Raw genomic sequence first — 21,939 nt, 5'->3', positions numbered from 1 at the left:
AGCTTCTATAGTATATTTAAATTATTTATTTAAATATACTAAATATTTGTTTACAATAGAGAAAATAAAAGTTATTATACAATAATAAAAGGAGGGCTAGGTATGGCAACGATAAATAAACAGAAAATTGTGGATAGTGTACCTCAAAAAGGTTTTTTTGGAAACCCTAAAGGATTATTCACCCTTTTCTTTACTGAGTTCTGGGAGCGTTTCTCGTATTATGGTATGAAGGCCATTCTTGTTTACTATATGTATTACGAAGTTTCTAAAGGGGGACTTGGTCTTGATGAACACACAGCCCTTGCCCTTGTATCCATTTACGGATCTTTAGTATATATGTCAGGTATAATTGGCGGATGGCTTGCCGATAGGATCTTCGGGACTTCCAAAGCCGTATTTTACGGTGGTATCTTGATCATGCTCGGGCATATTGTCCTTGCTGTACCAGGCAGTCTCTCCATGTTCTTTGTTTCCATGGTACTCATTGTTCTTGGTACTGGGTTATTAAAACCGAATGTTTCCAGCATTGTCGGTGAAATTTACGCAGAAAATGACGAACGCCGGGATTCCGGTTTCAGTATATTCTATATGGGTATCAACATGGGTGCATTCCTTTCACCGTTTGTTGTCGGTACCGTCGGAATGGGCTACAGCTTCCATCTTGGTTTTGGACTTGCAGCAATTGGAATGTTAATTGGTCTTATCGTCTTTGTTGCAACAAAGAAAAAGAACCTGGGCCTTGCTGGAACTCTTCCTGCGAACCCATTATCACAGAATGAAAAGAAAAGCGTATTCACGAAATTGGGGATAGCTACACTTATCTTAGCTGCCATCATCGGCATTACCGCCGCTAAAGGCATCTTAACGATTAAAACCTTTATTAATCTTGTAGGTATCCTAGGGATCGTTATTCCGACCCTTTATTTCATTTTCATGTATCGCAGCCCTAAAACAACTTCTGTTGAACGTTCACGCTTGATTGCCTATATTCCTTTGTTTATAGCAGCTGTCATGTTCTGGGCGATTCAAGAGCAAGGTGCAACTATATTAGCAAGCTATGCAGACAAACGGACACAGTTGAATTTTGCTGGACTAGAAATAAACCCGGCATGGTTCCAATCTTTGAACCCTTTGTTCATCATTACCCTTGCACCAGTATTCGCATGGTTATGGATTAAACTAGGAAAGCGTCAGCCGACCATTCCTCAGAAATTCTCAATCGGATTATTGTTCGCCGGTTTATCATTCCTGGTGATCCTGCTTCCTGTTTATTTCGGTGGATCCGACGCATTGGTCAATCCGCTATGGCTTGTACTTAGTTATTTCCTTGTAGTGCTTGGAGAACTTTGTTTATCTCCTGTTGGACTTTCAGCAACTACAAAATTGGCTCCGGCCGCATTCTCGGCACAAACGATGAGCCTGTGGTTCCTGGCAAGTGCAGCAGCACAAGCACTGAACGCACAAATCGTCAGATTCTACACGCCCCAAACCGAAATGGCTTATTTTGGCGTGATCGGTGTCGCTTCAATGGTCCTTGGACTGGTCCTTATGGTCTTATCACCAAAGATTCAAGGTTATATGAAAGGCATTCGCTAACACTTAGCCAGCAGCAAAAAAAAGATGGCCTCCGAGTTAACCGGGGTCATCTTTTTTATTATTATTATTTTGTGCATCTTGCTTTTTCGCCTGGTAATAGTTATCGACCATGCGGGATTCATCGAATACCATTTTTACCAAAAAATTGATATGATGTTTTAGCAGCTTCATAGTTTATGCTAAAAAAACAATGATGATTCATTCCAAAGTAGCTGAAAATAGGAGTAGAGAAATTATAGACAGGAGGTAAAAATGAAACGTTTACTTGGAATATGCATATCCCTGCAAATGACTTTCGTTCTGCTTTTCATCACAGGGATTCTTCCAAAGCTGAATTCATTTGTTGGTGCCAGCGTTTATTTGATCATTGGGTTTGCAAGTCTGGTGATCAGCTTATATTTAGCAGGAAAGAAATTTCTCTTGGGCATTTCGTTTATTGCCATCATCTTTTCCGTGCTTATCATTTGTTTCACCATTTTCATTTATTTCTTGCCTGAAGCCGGGATGCCGCCGGAAATCCCTTTGTTTGATTCGCTATTTTAATTTTTTATTTTAAGAAAATAAGTTGTACTCATTAATAAAATATTTAAGGGGATTTTCATGTTTCTTATTATCATATTCATCATTATAGGCTGTACATATGGAGGCATTCGTTTTTTGAAGAGAAAAAGGGTAGTATCGATATTCTTGTTTAGTCCTTTACTAGCAGTCATTTCATTTATAGGATACTTCATTTATCATACGTTGTACCACACAACACCTGACTCATTGCAACTAACTGTCCATAAAGAAAATGAAGCATACTTCGTGGGGGGAGTTTGGAAGGATCGGTTAGATGCGTATCGATTTCCTGCTGATTTTCTTGTTTTCTATGTCCCTAATAATGAGAAAGTCTCCAATGTTAAACGAAATAGAGTTAAATCCTATAATGAAATGGATGGGGAGTTTTTAGAGAAAGAAGTACAAAATTGGTTTGGGCAAAAAACTCATCTCGAGTGGGAACCGCAAATTTTTGATTTACATACAAATAGTGAATTTGAATTTACATTCGATCTCCCAGGGAACGTAAAACCAAGTGATGTGGAATTGTATTATATACACACAAGAGAAGAGCCAATGGAGGCATTAGAGTTTTGGTCCAAGAAAATTGAATTAAAGTAAAAATTCTCATATGAAAATTTTTTATAGAATGGAATTAACGAGAGGGGGGTGCAGGATGAAAATCCGGGCAATGATGATTTGCATTTTATTAAGTGCAGCCGTGCAGATGATTGGTTTAACAGTTGATTTCCCATGGAAGGGAATCACACTGTGGACATTATCTGTGATCTTTCTTTTAATGGCTGCGTATTTCACGAAGTCCCCTGCAAAGAAAAGAAAGAACCGGATGAGCCCTGCTCTTCCGGTTCTTATTGAATCAGTTTGCTGCTGGAATCAATCCTTTATGAATGGAGACTTCCTGGATGGCACGGTAGACGGTTTCGACCATGAAATCGAGTTCCTTTTCTGACATGGAAAGGATCGGCATCATCGTGATGACGGGACCAAGTTCCCGGATGATCAGGCCATTTTCCCGTGCTGTATGGATGATTCCGGAAACGACATTCTCTTGGAGGGTGAACGTTTCTTTTGTTTCACGGTCTTTAACGATTTCCACTCCAATCATGAAGCCGCGCTGGCGAATATCGCCGACTATCGGAAGTTCGGATAGTGCTTGCAGCCTTTTTGATAGGTATTTTGATTTTTTCTGGATGTCTTTAATGAGATTACGGCTTTCCATCAGCTCGATATTCTTCAGGGCCAGTGCACAGGCTAGCTGGTTTCCTGTATAGGTGTGGCCGTGATAGAAGGTTTTATGTTCTTCCCGTTCTCCCAAGAAGGATTGAAAGATTTGCTCGTTCATGATGGTGGCTGCGAGTGGCATATACCCCCCAGTGATCCCTTTGCCCATACACATGATATCGGGGACGACATCTTCCTGTTCGCAGGCAAACATGGTACCGGTGCGACCGAATCCTACGGCCACCTCATCGCAAATTAAGAGGATATTGTATTTTTTGCATAATTGTTCGACCTCTTTCAAAAAGCCCCGAGGATGGGTTATGATGCCAGCAGCCCCCTGCACCAGAGGTTCGATGATCAATCCTGCAATTTCCTCCGATTGTTCTTGCAGTAACTTCTCCAGTTCCTTCAAGCAATGGTTTTTCACGGCTTCTTGATCCCCATATTCAGTCATATGATAGGCATATGGTGAAGGGGCGGAAATCCGTTGAAATAAGAGGGGCTTAAAGATTCTATGGTATAGATCCATTCCGCCCACACTCACAGCTCCGACAGTATCGCCGTGGTATGCTTCGTCAAGTGAGACGAATTTGTTTTTATTCTGATGCTTGACGGGATCGATATTCTGCCAATATTGATAAGCAACTTTAAGGGCGATTTCCACAGCGGCAGATCCCGTGTCGGAGTAGAAGATTTTCGATAAAGAACCAGGAGTGATCTCTGCCAGTTTTTTTGCCAGTAAGATCGATGGTACATTCGCAGATCCAAGCAGAGTGGAGTGCGCGACTTTATTCACTTGTTCAATAAGGGCGCTGTTCAATTCAGGCTCGTTATGCCCGTGCACATTCACCCATAATGAAGCATAGCCGTCGAGGTAGCGTTTGCCATCCACATCTATCAGGTAGCTGCCTTCGCCGCGATCGATGATCAGCGGTTTACTTTCCCGATACGTTTTCATTTGTGTGAACGGATGCCATACATATTCCTTATCCCATTGTTCTAAATCCTGACTATTCATGCTTTGAACACCTCTTTCAGTTGTTGGGTATAATTTTGATTACCAAGTAAATCAAGGATGCAGTTCCTCAAGTCTTTTCTGACATCTGCCATTGTGGGGATGCAGGCGAGGCCATTCAGCCCAGTCAGCTTTTCGATGGTTTCGATATTGTCTTGATGAATCCGATTTTCTGGCCGGTAATGATTATACAAAATGGTTTTCACGTTTATATCATGGACTTGGGCATAAGAATGGGTCGTCACGACATCATGAATCGCCCCTAAACCGCTTGTGGATACGAAGAGGACAGGCATGCCGCAATCCCTTATGAAGTCCGCCGTCATATAGAAACCTTCCGTCCGTTCAATGAGCGGCACAGCCAATCCGCCAGCGCCCTCGACTAATACGATGTCATACATTTCCTCAAGTTCATGAACCCTTTCCACGACTTTCTTCTCATCGATTTGACTGCCAGTTAATTTAATCGCCAAATGTGGGGAGGTTTCTGGCTCCAGTGTGTAAAACCCTGATTCCTTTACACCAAGTTCCTTCTCAAACCAAGATATATCCGGGTATGTATTATTTTCCTCATTGATTCCAGTTTGAAATGGCTTGAATATCGTGACGCTTTTTCCCAATGTTTGAAGAGACAGATAGAGTGCACTCGTGACGATGGTCTTTCCAATATCCGTGCCAGTTCCAGTTATAAAGTAGGCTTGGCCCATGGATGATTCAGCTCCTTTACGTTTATATATTTTGCAATGCGCGGACGTACTTGTTGAATGATGGCAGCACATAGAATGCATAGCAGTAAATCACCGGGTACAGGTAATAAGAAGCCGTAAAGTATCGTTTGGTTGATGGAAAGCGGCGTTTCTACAATCCACTTCATCGCACCATACAGCCAGATGCAGCCGAAAAAGTAAACGGTCAGCAAAGAGGCGGCATTAGCAAAGAATATGGAACGAATCGTGGAGAGGGAAAACCGGTTGATCAGCCATCCATTTACATAGGCTCCCAATATATATCCGAGCAAATAGCCGAAAGTGGGTTTGAATATATAGCCGAATCCCCCGCCTTCAGCAAACAGGGGCACCCCGATAAGTCCGATCAAGACGTAGCATAACTGACTGAGCATCCCAAGCCGGGGCCCCAATAATGCGCCTGCCAAATAGACTGCCAGAATTTGCAGTGTGAATGGTATGTAAGGGATAGGTATCTTAATAAAGGCGCCAATGGCAGTTAACGCGGTAAAAAGGGCCACATAAGAAATCGTCCTTGCTTTCAAGTTTTCAACCTCCTTTTTAGAAAGTGCTGGCAGAATGCCCACTATTAGTTTGCCTGAATCCTATTTTATATGTCAACTAATTTATATATTTAGTTAACATATAAAATGCAAGCTTCCTTATGATTTAAAGGGCAGACTAGGAAAATATTGAAAAAAGACCATTGAATCATATTTTGTTTGTGTGTTATTATTCAATTTATATGTTAACTTAAAATTTTAAAGGTTAACATATTTAGCGTTTTATTTTGTCTTGAATGGGCAAAATGATTCAATCCGTTCCGAGGATTCAGGTAATAATCGTGAAAGATTCATGGGAAGGAATATAGACATTAAAAGAAAAGAGGGATTAGGTTTGGAAACATTGGTAAGGGATTGGAAGATGTTAGCGGAGAACGTTATCAAAGGATATAAAGTGACGGAGGAAGAGGCATTATCCATCGTACAAGCCCCAGACGAAGAGGTTTTGGAAATTCTGAATGCTGCCTATCACATACGTAAGCACCATTATGGGAAAAAGGTTAAATTGAATATGATCATCAATACGAAGTCAGGATTATGTCCCGAAGATTGCGGCTACTGCTCGCAGTCGATCGTTTCGGAAGCCCCGATCGATAAATATGCTTGGCTTACTAAAGAAAAGATTGTCGAGGGAGCGCAAGAATCAATTCGCCGCAAAGCGGGTACTTATTGCATCGTTGCGTCCGGCAGGCGTCCGACCAACAGGGAAATCGATCATGTCATTGAAGCGGTAAAAGAAATCCGCGAAACGACGGACCTTAAAATCTGCTGCTGTTTAGGTTTCCTGAATGAGGAACATGCCGGCAAACTGGCGGAAGCAGGCGTTCATCGCTACAACCACAACTTGAATACATCACAGGAAAACTATAGCAAAATTACATCGACACATACATATGAAGACCGGGTGGATACAGTTGAAGCTGTGAAGGATGCCGGGATGTCCCCATGCTCTGGCGCCATTTTCGGTATGGGGGAATCTGAGGCGGAAGCGGTGGAAATCGCCCTATCCTTACGAAGCCTTGATGCAGATTCCATTCCTTGTAATTTTCTCAATGCAATTGACGGAACGCCGCTTGAGGGAACTTCCGAGTTGACCCCCACTAAATGCCTGAAATTGATTTCGATGATGAGATTCGTTAATCCGAGTAAAGAAATCCGTCTGGCCGGCGGTCGGGAGGTCAATCTCCGTTCCATGCAGCCAATGGCACTTTATGCAGCCAATTCCATCTTCGTCGGCGATTATTTAACGACAGCCGGACAAGAACCCACAGCCGATTGGGGAATCATCGAAGACCTGGGATTTGAAATTGAAGAATGTGCTCTTTAACCTATTAAAAACTGCATACTAAACAGGAAGGCTGCTGAATCAGTAGCCTTCCTGTTTAAAATGTCTCGTAAATGATAGAGCCGGTCTGGGAAATATCATAATCACCTAAAGCGTTGATTTCAGTTTGAAATGGATTCGATGTTAAAATGCGCTTAACAATGTTTATGAGCTGTTCGTTTTTCGAGGATTTTAAAATAACAAGGTCGTAACGTTCTGTAATTAATGGAACAAAGTCGATTCCAACGATTTTTGCAGCTTTTTCAATTCCCACCCCTACATCCGCAATACCTGATGAAACAGCTGATGCGACACTTAAATGGTTGGTTTCTTCATTTTCATAACCCTTAAGGCTTTTAGGCGGAATCTTATGAATCCTTAGCTGCTCATCAAGAAGAATTCTTGCTCCCGATCCTCTTTCTCGATTGATGATGGCCAAGTCTTTCTGTTTTAAATCAGTCCAACCTGTAAGGTCTAAAGGATTTCCCTTTTTAACATATAATCCAGCTTTCCTTGAAACAAGGTTAAGTAAAATATAAGGATAACCTACCAAAATCTTTTTTATATAAGGAAGATTATATTCCCCAGTATCTCCATCAAACATATGCAAACTAACAATGTCTGAATCCCCATTGTACATGGATATAAGCCCGCTTAGACTTCCTGTGTTAGATCGTAATGTTTTATAGCTGGAGTCCTTCTCAATGTGTTGCCCTAGTATGTCTAACACCATGTCTTGCCCACTGATGACAAGGTTAAGAGAATTCTTCACTTCATTCCTTTGGGGTTCGGCAACAGAAACTGGGGATGTATGGGACTTATGGTTATTAATGTACATCTCCAAGTCTTTTGCATCCATTCTCATCTGCCTTCCCACACGAAATACAGGGAGCTCCCCCTTTTTTACAAGATCATAAATCGTCAATTTAGATACCTTTAAAAGCTGTGACACTTCCTCGATGGTATAGGAAAGCTCTTTTGACATGTGCATCCCTCCGTTCTTTATTGTATCTTAGAGTCCTTTAAAAAGAAAATTCACAGCAAAAAAGCATTGATTAAAATCTTTTATCTGTCTTATACTGGTTATAATTAGATATAACTAGTTATAATTAGTTAGAAAGGGAGAGCGACTTTGAAAAAAATATATCTTATGCTTTTCTCGCTTATGGTGCTTGTCATAGTGGGCACAGGGTGTTCAAGTGATGAAGAAAAAGTCACAGGAAAGCAGAAGCAACATGCTGACGAGAAAGTAAAATTGACGATTTCGGCCGCCGTAAGTTTACAAGATGCCTTAAATGATATAAAAAAGGCATTTGAAAAAGAAAATGCAAATGTAAAAGTTAACTATAACTTTGGAGCTTCTGGAGCTCTTCAACAACAAATCTCCCAAGGCGCACCTGTGGATCTGTTTTTCTCTGCAGCAGAAGACAAATTTGATAAATTAGTAGATGAAGATCATATTGAAGAGAAAAAAGGGATCGATTTAGTAGGCAATGAATTAGTGCTAGTAGTGCCAAAAGGTTCCGATAAAGGGATTGAATCGATAGAAGACCTTACTAAATTTACTAAAATATCCATCGGTACCCCTGAGTCAGTACCAGCAGGACAATATGCTAAGCAAACATTAGAAAAACTGAATCTCTGGAAAGAGATTGAAGAAAAACTGGTGTATGCCAAGGATGTTCGTCAAGTGCTTACATATGTAGAAACAGGAAATGTGGACGCAGGACTTGTTTATAAAACGGATGCCAAGAGCTCATCAAAAGTTGATATCGTTACAACAGCGAAGGAAGATTTACACGATCCGATTATTTATCCGGTAGGTGTGATTAAGGAAAGTTCGCATCCTAAAGAAGCCCAACTATTTTACGAGTATCTCCAAAATAAAGATTCAATGAAGGTTTTTGAAAAATACGGATTTAAAGATCTTAAATAATTGAAAGGGCCACCAATTTGGTGGCCTTTTTTTTGTGCACCCGGCATGGGTGCAATCTATAGGATGAAACCCGAACAATGAAGGTTGTATCAAGTAAATGTAGCAGATAGATCGGGAAAAGGTTGTACTCTTTCCCGGAGGTCTTTAACCTGTTAAGTGTTGGACAGCTGAATTTTAGAAGATTGTACTTGCCCTGCCCTACTCCACAACTTTGCTTTCATCTCTTCTTGTTTTGGTCAAATGGACGACCAGGATTAAGATTATAACGAGGAAGACCAAACTGGTTCCCGTCGTACCTAGACCAAGTCCACCCTTAACACGCGGCTGTGAGAGGGAGTCGCCAAGAGAGGCGCCAAGTGGACGGGTCAAGATGTAGGCGATCCAAAAGGAAAGCACTGTATTTAGTTTGAAACCGTAGTGGGCGATGGCAACCACCCCACTCAACGCCGCGAACATAAGTGCAGACTTCCAGTAGCCGATATCGAGACCTTCTGCTATGAGGTCACCAGCTGCTGTACCCAAGGCGAAGGTGAACAAGATGGCCAACCAGTAGAATACTTCTCGTTTGGGATGTGTAGATAGTGTGAATGGACAGCGTCTTTTCACTCGCGTACCAAGCCGCAAACGTCGCAAGCATCGCGATTGTGATGATAGTTGTTGTCACCAGACTGACCCCGAGATTGTCCACGAGATTGTCGGTAATTAGCGTGCCTACAACGCCAATCATCACTACCGTGAGCCAATAAATCCTTGGCACATACTTACTCGCTTTGAATTGGAAGAAAAGCGTTATGATCAAAAGAATATTCATGATTAAGGTCGTATTGGCCAAGCCCAAGTTCAGATTGTGCAGCCGTCTCGCCCACAGTGATTGCCATTATTTTAATTATCCAGAATTAAATGATGACTTCTGGAACCTTGTTCAACATCTGACGCCCGATGGATGAGCCTTTTGTATCATTCATTCCCTTATCTTCTCTTGTTTTATTTCGTTTACGATAAAACCTTATTGTCTATTTCTACTGTTCCCTGACACTATATCAAGTCAACCTTAACGCAACTTGAAAAAAGGATTAAAAATCAATTAAAAGGTGAAATAAAAAGCCAAAGAATGCTAAATTGTAGAAAGAGCATCTCAATTATAAGGAAACGATTAAAATACAGGACTTTGGAGCAAATATAAAGGGGATTGAATTATTTAGCGGAGGACAATTTTTCGTGTTTAAGATGCAAGTAATATTCCTAGCTAGATACGATAAATACATGTGGTGGTGAACTCCTTGCCATATACCACTCAAGTAGGAGGGTTTTAAATGAAACAGCGTATTCTGGTTGTAGAAGATGAAGTCCAGATAGCGACGATATTAAAGATAGAACTCGAATATGAGGGGTATGAAGTGCTTGTTGCCCATACCGGCAAGTCGGGGCTGGAAGCTGCATTACAAGAAAAATTAGATTTAGTACTTTTAGATGTTATGTTACCTGAACTGAATGGCATAGAAGTTTTAAGAAGGATCCGAAATGAGAACTCTTTACTGCCAATCATCCTCTTAACAGCTCGAAATATTACAATGGATAAGGTGACAGGACTAGATCAAGGGGCCAATGACTATATAACGAAGCCCTTTGAAATCGATGAGTTATTGGCAAGAATACGTTCAGCTATACGTCATAATTCAATAACTGCCAATGCTTCGAGAGAAGAGGAAACGATCTTATCAATAAAAGATTTATTCATTAATCTCGATACTAGAGAGGTCAAGAGGGGGGATTCTTCCATAGCGTTAACCCCAAAGGAATTTGATTTACTCATTTATTTACTATCCAATAAAAACAAAATCGTGACGCGAGAAAATATCCTGATGAATGTTTGGGGTTATGAGTATGAAGGGGAGACCAATGTAATCGATGTGTATATCCGCCATTTAAGAAAGAAAACGGAAGAAGGTTTTTCTGACCCGACAATTATTCAGACGGTAAGAGGAATTGGTTATACTGTAAGGGAGAAATAGGTAATGAAAATTACAACAAAAATTAACCTGATTACTACGGCTTGGATACTCTGTGTGTTGATTGCGGTCAATGCTGTTGTATTTTTTTCTTTTATGAAGATTACTGTAAATATGGAAGAAGATATATTAATTCATAAAGCGCAAAATGTCATTGCTGAAATACAAATGGATGATACGCCCCATGAATTAGAAAAAAAATTAACCGCATATTTGACGAATCATTCATTTATAAGGATCATTCAACCTGATTCTAAAATCAGTAGCGAAGTGTCCAGCGACCACTATTTGCTTACGAAATTTAAAGGGGAATTTTCTTCTGAACAAGAAGTGTATAGAACTACAATTAAACAAGCGCATAAAGAAGAACAAATATTAATCGTTAGGGTTCCTATCCAATCCAAAGGTAAAGTTGTTGGAACTTTAGAAATTGGAGATAGATTACTAGGACTTGAATTAGGGAAGGATGTATTACTTTCCATTCTCACATTTTGTACCCTATTAGGGGCGGGGTTATCGCTGCTTGGCGGCAGGTGGTTATCGAGTGTAATCATGAGACCTATTTCCAATATGATTGATACGATGGAGGATATTGAACAAAGCGGAATTCCGAAAAAAATCGTCATCCAAGAGGAAACAAAAGATGAGCTGCAAAAAATGGCTGTTACTTTCAATCGGATGATGAGCAGATTGGATGTGAATTTGGATAAACAGAAGCAATTCATTTCAGATGCTTCACATGAAATAAAGACTCCGCTAACGATAATAAAGAGTTATGCAGATCTCTTGCGCCGACGCCGGATAAAAAGCGAAGAAAAGGCATTGGATGTTATAAATGTAATTCATTCAGAGGCAACCCGAATACAGGAAATGACGGAAAGGCTGCTGGAATTAGCCGATACGGAAATGGAAAATACTTTAGATATTAAATCAGTGAATATAATAACCTTATGTGAGAACGTGCTTAAACAATTCAAAGAGGTCTATGGGCGAGAAATAAATTTTCATTATCAAGAAGATACCATTACGATTACAGCAGATGAATTGAAGATAAAACAGGTGATTATTATCCTTTTGGATAACGCAATCAAATATAGTACAGACAAAATTGATGTGTATGTAGAGAATCAGTTATACTCTACGGTCATTCGGGTAAAAGATTATGGGATTGGTATTCCTGAGCATGAAATGGAAAATATCTTCGAACGTTTTTACCGGGTGGATAAGGCTAGGAGTCGGGAAACAGGCGGAACAGGGCTAGGCTTGTCGATAGCCAAAAATATAATGAATCAACATAATGGGGAGATTAAAGTAGCCAGTATCGCCGGAATTGGAACAGAAATGGTATTATCCTTACCCAAAAGGTAATTTGCTGCTAAATACAAGAATGAGGTGTTCTGTGAGTGACACATATAGGGATAATTAGTCTGAGTATCATAGTATTGTTATTTCTAATTTATTCGATTTTCCCTACTGTAATTATTCGTGTATGCAGTCTGGGCATTACCAAAAAAAACAAGAGGAATAATGGGATAGCCCTTACTTTTGATGATGGCCCAAACCCTGAATATACGGAACAATTACTTGATCTTTTAAAAAAGTACGAGATAAAGGGTTCGTTTTTTGTTGTGGGAAGTAAAGTGAAAAATAACCCTGATATCATTAAACGGATGCATGAAGAGGGGCATACAATTGGAATCCATCATTTTGATCATATTTCAAGCTGGATCCTCTCGCCCTTTCAGTTATCGGAACAGTTGAGTATGACGGAAAAGGCGATAATGGAATGTACGCATGAAAAAGTCACTTTTTATAGGCCTCCATGGGGCCATTTTAATATTTTCACGAAAATAGCCAGCAAGAAATATAAAGTGATCATGTGGTCAGACATTTTCGGAGATTGGAAAGTGGAAACATGCAGGAATGACCTGCTTAATCAATTGCGGACAACCTCAACGGAAAATTCGATCCTCCTGCTCCATGACTGTGGGGAAACCTTAGGGGCGGATAAAGAAGCACCCCGATATATGATTGAAGTTTTGGAAGTTTACCTAGAGGAGACCATAAAAAAGGGAACACAATTTATTACATTAAAAGACTTATAACTGATTCGGGGGGACTTTATGAACATAGATAGTATTCTGCATTTTATTGACTTATATGGCTATCTAATCATATTTCTTTTTTTATTCATGGGCATTGTGGGGATTCCCGCTCCGGAAGAATCTCTTCTATTTCTAATTGGAGTCCTGATTGGGCAAAATAAACTCTCATTTGGTTTAGCCGTGCTCAGTGCATTTCTCGGAGCCTTTATAGGGATGCTTATCGCTTATGTATGTGGGAAATACGTGGGGTATCCATTTATAAAAAAATATGGGAAATACGTGGGCATTACCAATGATCGCTGGGAGAAAGTACAGAAAAAGTATATGAAAAATACAAAAAAAACGATCGTGTTTGGATTTTATTTACCTGGAATAAGACAAATCAGTCCGTATTTCGCAGGAATCAATCGTATTCCCCTGTTCAAATTTATTCTCCTTTCCCTGTTAGGCACGGTTCTCTGGACTGTCCCTTTTATAGTGGCAGGGTATTATATAGGGAATGCCTTTCATATAAATCCGGAATATGTTCCACTTTTAGGTGTCGTATTTTTAGTCTTTTTATTGATATATATTTTTATCAATTATATGAAGAGGAAAAAAAAAGAATAAATTACCGTCCCGATTGGAATAACCAGTTCTATAATTGGTTTTCTAATCGGGCTATTAAGTTTGGGACTGGGGCTTATGATACCATGAACATATCATTAAAAATTGATTAAAAAGAAAGGTTTTTACAAAAACAGTGATATATTGTAAGGGGGAAAAAGATCTTGAACATACAAATGGGCTTTTTTCTTGGTACGTATCCATCGATTAAAAGAATGATTTCTATAGGGGATGACATATATGAAGAAGGTTTTGTTTTTACCTCTCTTCCGCATGCAGTCGGGACATCATCAAGTTGCAGAGGCCTTAATGGATTTGTTAAAAAAACATACAAACGGAGTCATTTTGAAAAAAGTGGATCTGTTAAGCTATACGAATAATTCTTTAGAAAAAATGATAACGGCCGGATATTTAAAATGGATTCGTTATGCACCTGAAACCTATAATCTCGCCTACAAAAACCTTTTTTACGTTAACTCGAAAAAGGAACGTCCATTTAAATGGAGTCAACTTATATTCTTGAAGAAAATGGAACAATTGATAGATGAGGAAAATCCAGACTTAATTGTGTGTACACACGGATTTCCTTCCCAACTATTAAGCCAGTTAAAATTAAAAGGGAAATGCAATGTCCCAATTATCAACGTATATACAGATTTCTTTATTAATAATGTCTGGGGAAGCAAGGGGATTGATTTTCACTTTATTCCAAGTCAAAAATTGAAAGAAAAGCTATTAAGCAAGAATCAAATACCGAAACATAGTATGATGGTGACAGGTATCCCTGTGCATGAGGAAATCACTAAAAAGGCCCGTGGTTTAAAAAACACCGATCGGCCCAAAGTTTTAATCTCAGGAGGAAATAGTGGCCTTGGCGGGATATTGAATTTAGCTGGTGAGTTAAAGAAATCAACCAATTTTGATTACTTTGTACTTTGTGGCAACAACAAAAAACTATTTGATGAGATCAAAACATGGGATTTAGCTCATATTAAACCATTACCTTATATTTCATCAAGATCGGAAATGAACGACCTTTATGAAGAAGTGGATGTAATCGTTACGAAACCAGGTGGTGTTACCATTAGTGAAGCACTTCGGAAAAGACTTCCGATTTTTGTCCATTCGATGCTGCCGGGACAGGAGGAAATTAATCTACAGTATTTAAAAGACAATAAACTTGTATTTGAAATCAATCGCAAATTCTCATTTGAAAAACAAATGCTTAATATATTAAAGGACCATAAAAAAATGGATCAGTGGGATAAATCAATCGAAACTTATCAAAAGGAAATGGAATTGGAAAACCCTGAGGAAATGGTGGGCATTATGAAATTGATTCTTAATCTTAAACAAGTCAATAAGCCATCCTATCTCACAAATCAGTCAAAAGTTATTTATAGCTAAGGGTCATTCCATTAACCTTGTCGCCAGTGGCCCATTAACAAGGGGAGTTAATAACAACATTTGTGATTCGTTTTGAATAAAGCGAAAATGAAAGAGAGAAGTTGAATTATGAACGACTTTATCCAAACTATTTTACTTACACTCATGGATTATGGGTACCTTGGAATTACCCTTGGTCTTATGATTGAAATTATTCCAAGTGAGATTGTATTATCCTATGGTGGCTTTTTAGTTTCCCAAGGTAGCATCAGTTTTGTTGGGGCGGTTATTGCTGGAACGATTGGAGGAACCATCGCCCAAATATTTGTTTATTTAATCGGATATTATGGGGGAAGACCATTTTTAGAACGATATGGAAAGTATATATTCATTCACAAAAAACATATTGAACTAGCGGAATCTTGGTTTACTAACTATGGTCCAAGCGTCATTTTTACGGCTAGGTTCATTCCGGTTGTCAGACATGCTATTTCGATACCAGCAGGGATTTCTAAAATGTCTTTAATAAAATTCACGAATTATACGCTACTTGCCGTACTTCCATGGTCTGTGCTTTTTGTATTCCTCGGGATGAAGTTAGGAAGCAATTGGGGACAGATTAATGAGATGGCCAAGCCCTATATCCAGCCAATCGCAGTGGTGGCGGTTCTCATTATTGCCGGAATGATCATTCGCGGTTACATGAAAAAAAAGAAAAACAAAGTTTTATGAAGTATATGGATTCCTTACAAAAGCCTTTATAACAACGGGAACCGAACCGATAAACGTGAAAACTTCACAACGAATCATCGATATTGAAGGTAATAGATTTCCAAGGGGACATTCAATGGAAGCAGTTGGGTTTTATAATATGAATTAATTAAAAAGACCACCATTTGGTGGTCTTTTTAATTAATTTATGGGGAAGTAGATTGGTATTTCTTCCTTTATTTTGAAACTTTATCATCCGTAATCCGTATATGATGTGAACGATAGTAGTGAACGTGAAAAATCAAGAAAGCCATATTTAAGAAACGCCATTTGAAATGGATGGGGTTAACGGTCGTTGTTAGGTTTCCTCATAATATTAAGATTCTTTTATGTAAATTTGAACGGGAAGGAATATAGAAGCAATAGAATACTTATAAATAGTATAGAAAATGTATTAGTAATATTTTTTAATAGAACAAATATTCAAATGGCAATAGAACTACTTAACTAACATGTACTAGTCCTTAGAAAGCATGCTTTCATTCATGGAAATAAGGAAACCAACTGATTATGAACTTCAAAAGGTTGTATCACTTTCTCCACGGATAGTAACCGTCCTAAAGCTTATATCTATTAGTGTTAGACCTATTTAAAGGGGGGATAAAAAAGTGATTGAAGCAATAATTAGTTTTTTTATTATTGTAATGTTGATCATTGCGTTCACATACGGTCTCATAATACAAATACGGCAAATAGTTAGTATCAGAAAAGGAAATAAATCGAAGTATGCACATTACAAGCGGCTACTGATTGGAAACTATCTGGTTTGCCTATCTTATTCAGGTTTTCTTTTTTCTTATATTTTGAATTCATTATTGGGATCCCGTATTATACCGGATTCATTTATTACAAGTGATAATACTAGTTTTTGCTGTTTCAGTTTTCTTGCCATTCTATTAATCGCTAAATTGGGGATTATTCCAAAGGAATATGAACAATTTGAATTACAAGAATACATAGTTGAGAAAGAGGAAATATGAAGAAAATTTCGCTTACATTATTAATCGTATGTATATCGATCACCTTTTTGTTGAATTTTGCCATGCCTGAATTTGCTGGCAAAATGAAAGATAATATAAGTTCCATGAATATCCTTTATTCATACAGTGTCACTAAAACATTCTCGGAACAAATCCAAGATACGATCGAAATCGCATCCGTGCCGTCAGGGAAAACCGAGAACAGCAACGGCAATTTCCGAAGTGATGTTAAGCTTGATGGCACGCCGCTGAATATTAAAAGTGTAGTGAAAGAGAGCTTGAATAAGCCCCAAGGGTATAAAACTAAAGAAAAGTTAACCGGTCCGGAAAAAGGGTTTTCATACCGGAAATATTATCTTACCAAAAATTATGATATAGGAAGATATACAGTCATCCGGACGAATAAAATAACGGGAAAAGAGAAAGTGTATGTCGGAACTTACTATGAGCCGAGCACGCAGGATCCTCTCGTCAAATGGTCACGTGATGAAAAATGATTGACAATGCCATTTCATGAAAAGTTGAATGATTATATGGAAAAAACAGTGAAGATCGAAGAGTATAATCCTGATTGGGTTAGTGAATTTCAACTGGAAAAAGCGAGGATAATGGAGGTATTAAAGAACGATTCCCTTTGTGTTGAGCATATTGGAAGTACGTCCATCAAAGGATTGGGAGCAAAACCGATTTTGGACATCATGGCTTGCGTCCATCATTTAGCCGAAGCTGACATGTTCATTGAACCCTTGAAATCGATTGGGTATGAATTTGTCCTGCATAAGGAGTTTCCCGAAAGGCTTTTTTTTAGAAAAGGTCAATGGAGAGCGGGAACACACCATTTGCATATCTATAAATACGGAAGTGAACAGTGGAAGAATCAACTTTCGTTCAGGGACTATCTAAGAAGCTATCCTGACATACGAAGTCAATATCAGGAATTAAAATTATCCTTAGTTCAAAAGCATCCTGCTGATATTGTGGGGTACACGAAAGCAAAAGCACCATTTATATTAAGTGTCATAGAATTAGCAAATGCAGAAAACGACAAAAATTATAACTGCCAGGAACGTCTAAAAGGAGGCTTTCATGAGAAAGGTCGAAGTCGTACCATTTAAGGAAGAGTGGTCCAAGCTATTTCATGATGAATGCCAAAAATTACAGGATATTTTCGGGCATGAAATGATAAATTTATACCATATTGGCAGTACGGCCATACCTGCAATCCATGCCAAGCCAGTAATAGATATTTTGGCAGTGGTTAAAGATGTGGAATGTGTCGCTGATTTTTATAAAGAGATGGAAGAGATAGGTTATGATGCTAGGGGTGAGAATGGAATCGCTGGACGAAGTTTTTTTCTTAAAGGCGGGGATGAGAGGTCTCACCATATTCACATGTTTCAAAAAGGACATGAAGAAATAGCCAGACACCTCGCTTTTCGGGATTATTTGCTGGCACACCCTGAGGAAGCACAAAGGTATAGCAGGCTGAAGCAGCGCTTGGCAGCGGAATTCTCAGATGATATCAAAGGGTATGTAAATGGGAAAAATGATTTCATAAAAAAGAGTGATGAAAGGGCGAAACATTGGGCAGCATCCTTGAATGAGAAGGGTGATCATCATGTTAATGAAGTGGATTAAATGCCAAGTGAATGAGGAAAACAAGCGTTCATTCTCAAAAGCACAAGAGAGATGGGGGGAATTGCGCCATTGTTCTGGTTTCATGGGACAAATCGGAGGGTGGAATAGAAATGAACTCTATGAAGCAGGCATTCTGTCCATTTGGAAAGATCTTCAATCCTATCAAAGTTTCATGCAGAATCAGCATGATGAAATATTCGGGAAGAGTGACCAAGGAAGTACATATACAAATATTTCTGTCGATATCCATGAGAAAATATTCAATATAGGAACAACAGACATGACAGCGTTTTTTTGCAAGGGGAAATTACTTCGGGTGGCTGACTGTTCTGTTGAAAATGATAAAAAGGCCGGATTTGAGCAGGTGAAAAGGAACATATGGAACAAAGGGATGACACCGGGCATGCTGTCTGGTGCAATCGGAAAAGGACAATCCGGGAGATACCTGGCCGCCTCATTATGGGACAATGAATATTCACATCAACGGTATGTGGATAAGGAATTGGCTGCCTTGATAAGAGAAGCGGGAGTGATTGAATTGCATCCAAAGTGGGCGGTCATTTAGAATCTAACATTGATCAATGGCATCTTGGTTTGCAGTGGAATGTAAGAATGATGGACATTTCAGCGCTCCCAATATATTCTACAGAAGGTGATTACAAATGAAACTAGATTATGATTCACAGTACATCAGGGGCATCTACCTGAATAGAGACCGAATATCTTCGTATAACCATTTCCCCCTTGACCTGCCGGTTATCAGGCACCTTCAAGAAGTGGCTTTTCATCCCAGTGTTACCTATGTTATCGGGGAAAATGGAATGGGGAAGTCCACCTTGCTTGAAGGCATTGCAATTGCGTATGGCTTCAATCCGGAAGGTGGAACGTTGAATTTCAATTTTTCCAATTATGATTCACATTCCAATTTGGACGAGTACCTCCGTTTGAAAAAAGGCGTGTACAAACCGAAGGATCATTTTTTCTTTAGGGCGGAAACCTTTTATAATTTAGCTACGAATATTGAGGAATTGGATAGGGAGGCATCGTTCGGGTCGAAAATCATCGATTCCTTCGGTGGAAAATCACTTCACCAGCAGTCTCATGGGGAATCGTTTTTTTCAGCTTTTGTAGAACGATTTCAAGGCAATGGATTGTATATCCTCGATGAGCCTGAAGCTGCTTTATCGCCATTGAGACAAATATCGATGCTGGCCAGGATAAATGAGCTTGTTCAACAAGGTTCCCAATTCATCATTTCCACCCATTCCCCGATCATCATGGCCTACCCGGATGCTAAAATCCTCCAAATTACAGATGAGGGAATGAATGAGGTTACGTTAGAGGAGTCCAATCACTACTTGCTAATGAAACAGTTTTTTGAAGATAAAGATCGGCTGCTGCATCATCTATTCGAATGAGTTTTTAGCATCTCCTTTAAAAAGGCCCGATTGCACTGCGCATTCGGGCTTTTCATTTTGTTGAAATTCATTATTGACAGTTCAAGTGTATTACAGGTATAGTACATCTATAAGGTGTATGAACCACTTAGTACATACACGTAAGACTTTATGCATATCAAACTTTTTTTAAATAAATAGGGGGTGGTTTTAATGAACGTAAATACCAGGGAACCGGTATATCTGCAAGTCGTTAGGCATTTTAAAGAACAAATAGCCATAGGCAAATTCGTGGCCGGACAGGAAATTCCCTCCCGAAGAGAGCTGGCGGCTACACTGAACATAAATCCTAATACCGCTCAAAAAGCATATAAAGAAATGGAGGAACAGGGTTTGATTCATACTGAACGAAATTTTCCCAGTCAAATTACGACGAATGAAACGATTTTACAGGCTGTGAGGCAGGAATTGATTTTGGCAGCCGTCGATACGTTTGTCGACGCGATTCGTCCGATTAATGTACCAGTCGATGAGTTGCTTCGTGTCGTTAAAGAAAAATATTCGGAAGAAATAAGGGAGGAGGAAGGTAAATGATCGAGGTAAAACGAGTTTCCAAAAATTATGGCCGCAAAAAAATATTGGACGGTGTGTCCTTCACCGCGAATAAAGGCGAAGTCACTTGCCTGATTGGGATAAATGGTGTCGGTAAAACGACTACACTCAAAGCGATCATGGGCTTGACGCCATATAAAGGGGAAATCCTGATCGATGGTCAAAAGATGACTAAGGATAGTTATGAAAAAATCACCTTCATTCCGGACGCACCGACGATGCTTCCGCAAATGACGGTAAAACAGGCAATGGTTTTCATGGAGGATTTCTATCATTCATGGAATCAGGAAAGGGCCCTTCAATTGCTTGAATTCTTCAAGCTGAAAGAGGAAAGCCGCATTTCGGAATTGTCCAAAGGCAATACGGCTAAGCTTAACTTGATGCTGGGACTGTCCCTTGACGTGGATTATGTGCTGATGGACGAACCATTTTCGGGAATCGATATATTCAGCCGCGAGCAAATCGCTGATGTCTTTGCGAGCCACCTTATTGAAGATAGGGGCGTCGTCATCACGACCCATGAAATCGGTGATATCGAACATTTGATCGACAAGGTCATTTTATTGGATAATGGCACAGTCCTTAAAGAGTTCAATACAGAAGAAATGCGTGAAGATGAAGGGAAATCGGTAGTCGATGTAATGAGAGAGGTGTATCAAGCATGATGCGTTATATAAAGCTAGTCAACTTTGAAATCAACCGTTTTAGTAAAATCTATCTTAGCTTATTGTTGATAACCTTGGTTTCGCAATTTGCCGGGGTGCTGATCGTAACGAAGAGTCTTCTTAATGATGCCAAGGAGATCATATCAAATGAAAAACTATCGGAAGCCGCTTATGTTGCCAATTATGGAGCCATTGATTTTACCCATATCGTCCATACCCTCTTTTTTGCAGGACCGATTGCGCTGTGTGCGGTTGCCCTTATTTTTTACATTTTCCTTATTTGGTACCGTGATTGGGTTGGAAAAAATACATTCATTTATCGCCTGTTGATGTTACCGGCATCCAGATTATCGATCTACCTTTCCAAAGCCACGGCCATCTTCTTGATGGTGTTAGGAATGGTTGCTTTCCAGATCATCATTTTACCAATGGAAAATGCGCTATTTCATTCAAAAATACCGGAAGCGTTCTTGAATGAAATGTCAATTCCTACTATAACTAAAACCAGTCCGATTTTGGCAATGATCATTCCAAACAACTTCACAGAATTCCTGCTATCCTATGGGATCGGCCTTATGGTCATGTCGGTCGTATTCACAGCAATCATGTTTGAACGGAGTTTCCGCATTAAAGGAATCATATTGGGGTTGGTGTATGGCGGAGTTACTGCTGCGCTGTTTTTAGCTCCTGTTTTCATAATGAATGGTGGAATTTTCCATTTTTACTCAAATGAATTATTCGGTCTTCTGCTCACATTGGGAATCATCGTAACAGGATTATCAGTTTGGCTTGGTTCATGGTTATTGAAAAACCGCGTTACCGTATAAAA

At 39.4% G+C, this 21,939-nt stretch carries 25 protein-coding genes and 1 pseudogene; 20 read left to right on the top strand and 6 right to left on the bottom strand.

Annotation, left to right across the window (positions count from 1 at the left end; translation table 11 throughout):
• Window positions 1–102: 102 nt before the first annotated feature.
• The 3 genes from ACFVSH_RS02110 to ACFVSH_RS02100 all read left to right on the top strand — a co-directional run bounded on the left by ACFVSH_RS02110 (window position 103) and on the right by ACFVSH_RS02100 (window position 2,757).
• Entirely contained in the window at window positions 103–1,596 is a 1,494-nt protein-coding gene (locus ACFVSH_RS02110; protein ID WP_387603014.1) for a peptide MFS transporter, read from the top strand.
• Window positions 1,597–1,848: 252 nt separating this feature from the next.
• Window positions 1,849–2,139 carry an alpha/beta hydrolase gene (locus ACFVSH_RS02105; protein ID WP_387704555.1) on the top strand — a complete coding sequence of 97 codons (291 nt, stop codon included), beginning with the start codon at window positions 1,849–1,851 and terminating at the stop codon, window positions 2,137–2,139.
• Between the two features lie 57 nt (window positions 2,140–2,196).
• Window positions 2,197–2,757: a hypothetical protein gene (locus ACFVSH_RS02100; RefSeq protein WP_387704553.1), complete on the top strand. Its 561-nt coding sequence runs from the start codon at window positions 2,197–2,199 to the stop codon at window positions 2,755–2,757.
• Window positions 2,758–2,778: 21 nt separating this feature from the next.
• Here ACFVSH_RS02100 and ACFVSH_RS02095 read toward each other — a convergent pair whose 3' ends face one another.
• From ACFVSH_RS02095 to ACFVSH_RS02080, 4 genes are all read right to left on the bottom strand, one after another.
• Complete coding sequence (locus tag ACFVSH_RS02095; protein ID WP_387704551.1) at window positions 2,779–2,952, bottom strand: hypothetical protein; 174 nt, start codon at window positions 2,950–2,952, stop codon at window positions 2,779–2,781.
• A gap of 61 nt (window positions 2,953–3,013) precedes the next feature.
• Window positions 3,014–4,396: an adenosylmethionine--8-amino-7-oxononanoate transaminase gene (gene bioA / locus ACFVSH_RS02090; protein WP_387704549.1), complete on the bottom strand. Its 1,383-nt coding sequence runs from the start codon at window positions 4,394–4,396 to the stop codon at window positions 3,014–3,016.
• Complete coding sequence (bioD, locus tag ACFVSH_RS02085; protein WP_387704547.1) at window positions 4,393–5,100, bottom strand: dethiobiotin synthase; 708 nt, start codon at window positions 5,098–5,100, stop codon at window positions 4,393–4,395. Before bioD ends, bioA begins: the two co-directional genes overlap by 4 nt.
• A complete protein-coding gene (locus ACFVSH_RS02080) occupies window positions 5,079–5,663 on the bottom strand; it encodes a biotin transporter BioY (RefSeq protein WP_260285201.1) in 585 nt (194 codons plus the stop codon). The genes bioD and ACFVSH_RS02080 overlap by 22 nt, the downstream gene beginning before the upstream one ends.
• Window positions 5,664–6,042: 379 nt before the next feature.
• Here ACFVSH_RS02080 and bioB point away from each other — a divergent pair, with 379 nt between their 5' ends.
• A complete protein-coding gene (bioB, locus tag ACFVSH_RS02075) occupies window positions 6,043–7,008 on the top strand; it encodes a biotin synthase BioB (RefSeq protein ID WP_387603180.1) in 966 nt (321 codons plus the stop codon).
• Window positions 7,009–7,063: 55 nt separating this feature from the next.
• Here the strand turns inward: bioB and ACFVSH_RS02070 are convergent, their stop codons facing one another.
• Window positions 7,064–7,990 carry a substrate-binding domain-containing protein gene (locus ACFVSH_RS02070; protein WP_387603004.1) on the bottom strand — a complete coding sequence of 309 codons (927 nt, stop codon included), beginning with the start codon at window positions 7,988–7,990 and terminating at the stop codon, window positions 7,064–7,066.
• A 147-nt stretch (window positions 7,991–8,137) separates the two neighbouring features.
• Between ACFVSH_RS02070 and modA the strand changes: the two genes are divergently transcribed.
• Window positions 8,138–8,941, top strand: coding sequence for a molybdate ABC transporter substrate-binding protein (modA, locus tag ACFVSH_RS02065; protein WP_387704546.1), 804 nt, complete (start codon window positions 8,138–8,140; stop codon window positions 8,939–8,941).
• Window positions 8,942–9,139: 198 nt separating this feature from the next.
• Here modA and ACFVSH_RS02060 read toward each other — a convergent pair.
• Window positions 9,140–9,831: pseudogene (locus ACFVSH_RS02060) on the bottom strand (COG4705 family protein).
• 423 nt (window positions 9,832–10,254) lie between these two features.
• On the opposite strand from ACFVSH_RS02060, the gene ACFVSH_RS02055 reads away from it, so the two are divergent.
• From ACFVSH_RS02055 to ACFVSH_RS01985, 15 genes are all read left to right on the top strand, one after another.
• Window positions 10,255–10,953: a response regulator transcription factor gene (locus ACFVSH_RS02055; RefSeq protein ID WP_387704544.1), complete on the top strand. Its 699-nt coding sequence runs from the start codon at window positions 10,255–10,257 to the stop codon at window positions 10,951–10,953.
• Window positions 10,954–10,956: 3 nt separating this feature from the next.
• Window positions 10,957–12,318 carry a sensor histidine kinase gene (locus tag ACFVSH_RS02050; RefSeq protein WP_387704542.1) on the top strand — a complete coding sequence of 454 codons (1,362 nt, stop codon included), beginning with the start codon at window positions 10,957–10,959 and terminating at the stop codon, window positions 12,316–12,318.
• 35 nt (window positions 12,319–12,353) lie between these two features.
• Window positions 12,354–13,055, top strand: coding sequence for a polysaccharide deacetylase family protein (locus ACFVSH_RS02045; protein ID WP_387704540.1), 702 nt, complete (start codon window positions 12,354–12,356; stop codon window positions 13,053–13,055).
• An 18-nt stretch (window positions 13,056–13,073) separates the two neighbouring features.
• The gene (locus ACFVSH_RS02040) at window positions 13,074–13,664 is read left to right on the top strand and encodes a DedA family protein (protein WP_387704538.1); all 591 of its coding nucleotides are present in this window, start codon (window positions 13,074–13,076) and stop codon (window positions 13,662–13,664) included.
• A 237-nt stretch (window positions 13,665–13,901) separates the two neighbouring features.
• Window positions 13,902–15,068 carry an MGDG synthase family glycosyltransferase gene (locus ACFVSH_RS02035; protein WP_387602989.1) on the top strand — a complete coding sequence of 389 codons (1,167 nt, stop codon included), beginning with the start codon at window positions 13,902–13,904 and terminating at the stop codon, window positions 15,066–15,068.
• A gap of 105 nt (window positions 15,069–15,173) precedes the next feature.
• Window positions 15,174–15,779 (top strand): undecaprenyl phosphate transporter UptA, encoded by a 606-nt coding sequence (gene uptA, locus ACFVSH_RS02030; RefSeq protein WP_387704565.1) that lies wholly within the window; start codon window positions 15,174–15,176, stop codon window positions 15,777–15,779.
• 647 nt (window positions 15,780–16,426) lie between these two features.
• Entirely contained in the window at window positions 16,427–16,798 is a 372-nt protein-coding gene (locus tag ACFVSH_RS02025; protein ID WP_387704537.1) for a hypothetical protein, read from the top strand.
• Window positions 16,795–17,295, top strand: coding sequence for a hypothetical protein (locus tag ACFVSH_RS02020; protein ID WP_387602984.1), 501 nt, complete (start codon window positions 16,795–16,797; stop codon window positions 17,293–17,295). The genes ACFVSH_RS02025 and ACFVSH_RS02020 overlap by 4 nt, the downstream gene beginning before the upstream one ends.
• Window positions 17,296–17,301: 6 nt before the next feature.
• Complete coding sequence (locus tag ACFVSH_RS02015; protein ID WP_387704563.1) at window positions 17,302–17,913, top strand: GrpB family protein; 612 nt, start codon at window positions 17,302–17,304, stop codon at window positions 17,911–17,913.
• Entirely contained in the window at window positions 17,885–18,436 is a 552-nt protein-coding gene (locus ACFVSH_RS02010; RefSeq protein ID WP_387704535.1) for a GrpB family protein, read from the top strand. Before ACFVSH_RS02015 ends, ACFVSH_RS02010 begins: the two co-directional genes overlap by 29 nt.
• Window positions 18,417–19,001 carry a YdbC family protein gene (locus ACFVSH_RS02005; protein WP_387704533.1) on the top strand — a complete coding sequence of 195 codons (585 nt, stop codon included), beginning with the start codon at window positions 18,417–18,419 and terminating at the stop codon, window positions 18,999–19,001. The genes ACFVSH_RS02010 and ACFVSH_RS02005 overlap by 20 nt, the downstream gene beginning before the upstream one ends.
• 97 nt (window positions 19,002–19,098) lie before the next feature.
• Window positions 19,099–19,854, top strand: coding sequence for an AAA family ATPase (locus ACFVSH_RS02000; RefSeq protein WP_260285187.1), 756 nt, complete (start codon window positions 19,099–19,101; stop codon window positions 19,852–19,854).
• Between the two features lie 192 nt (window positions 19,855–20,046).
• Complete coding sequence (locus ACFVSH_RS01995) at window positions 20,047–20,427, top strand: GntR family transcriptional regulator (protein WP_192206758.1); 381 nt, start codon at window positions 20,047–20,049, stop codon at window positions 20,425–20,427.
• Window positions 20,424–21,110, top strand: coding sequence for an ABC transporter ATP-binding protein (locus ACFVSH_RS01990; RefSeq protein WP_387704531.1), 687 nt, complete (start codon window positions 20,424–20,426; stop codon window positions 21,108–21,110). The genes ACFVSH_RS01995 and ACFVSH_RS01990 overlap by 4 nt, the downstream gene beginning before the upstream one ends.
• Window positions 21,107–21,937 (top strand): hypothetical protein, encoded by an 831-nt coding sequence (locus tag ACFVSH_RS01985; protein WP_387704529.1) that lies wholly within the window; start codon window positions 21,107–21,109, stop codon window positions 21,935–21,937. The genes ACFVSH_RS01990 and ACFVSH_RS01985 overlap by 4 nt, the downstream gene beginning before the upstream one ends.
• Window positions 21,938–21,939: the final 2 nt, after the last annotated feature.

This window comes from Peribacillus sp. NPDC058002 (assembly GCF_042886655.1).
Classification (GTDB): domain Bacteria; phylum Bacillota; class Bacilli; order Bacillales; family DSM-1321; genus Peribacillus; species Peribacillus aracenensis.
The sequence above is the reverse complement of the archived record's forward strand: the minus strand, read 5'-3'. Positions and strand labels throughout refer to the sequence as shown.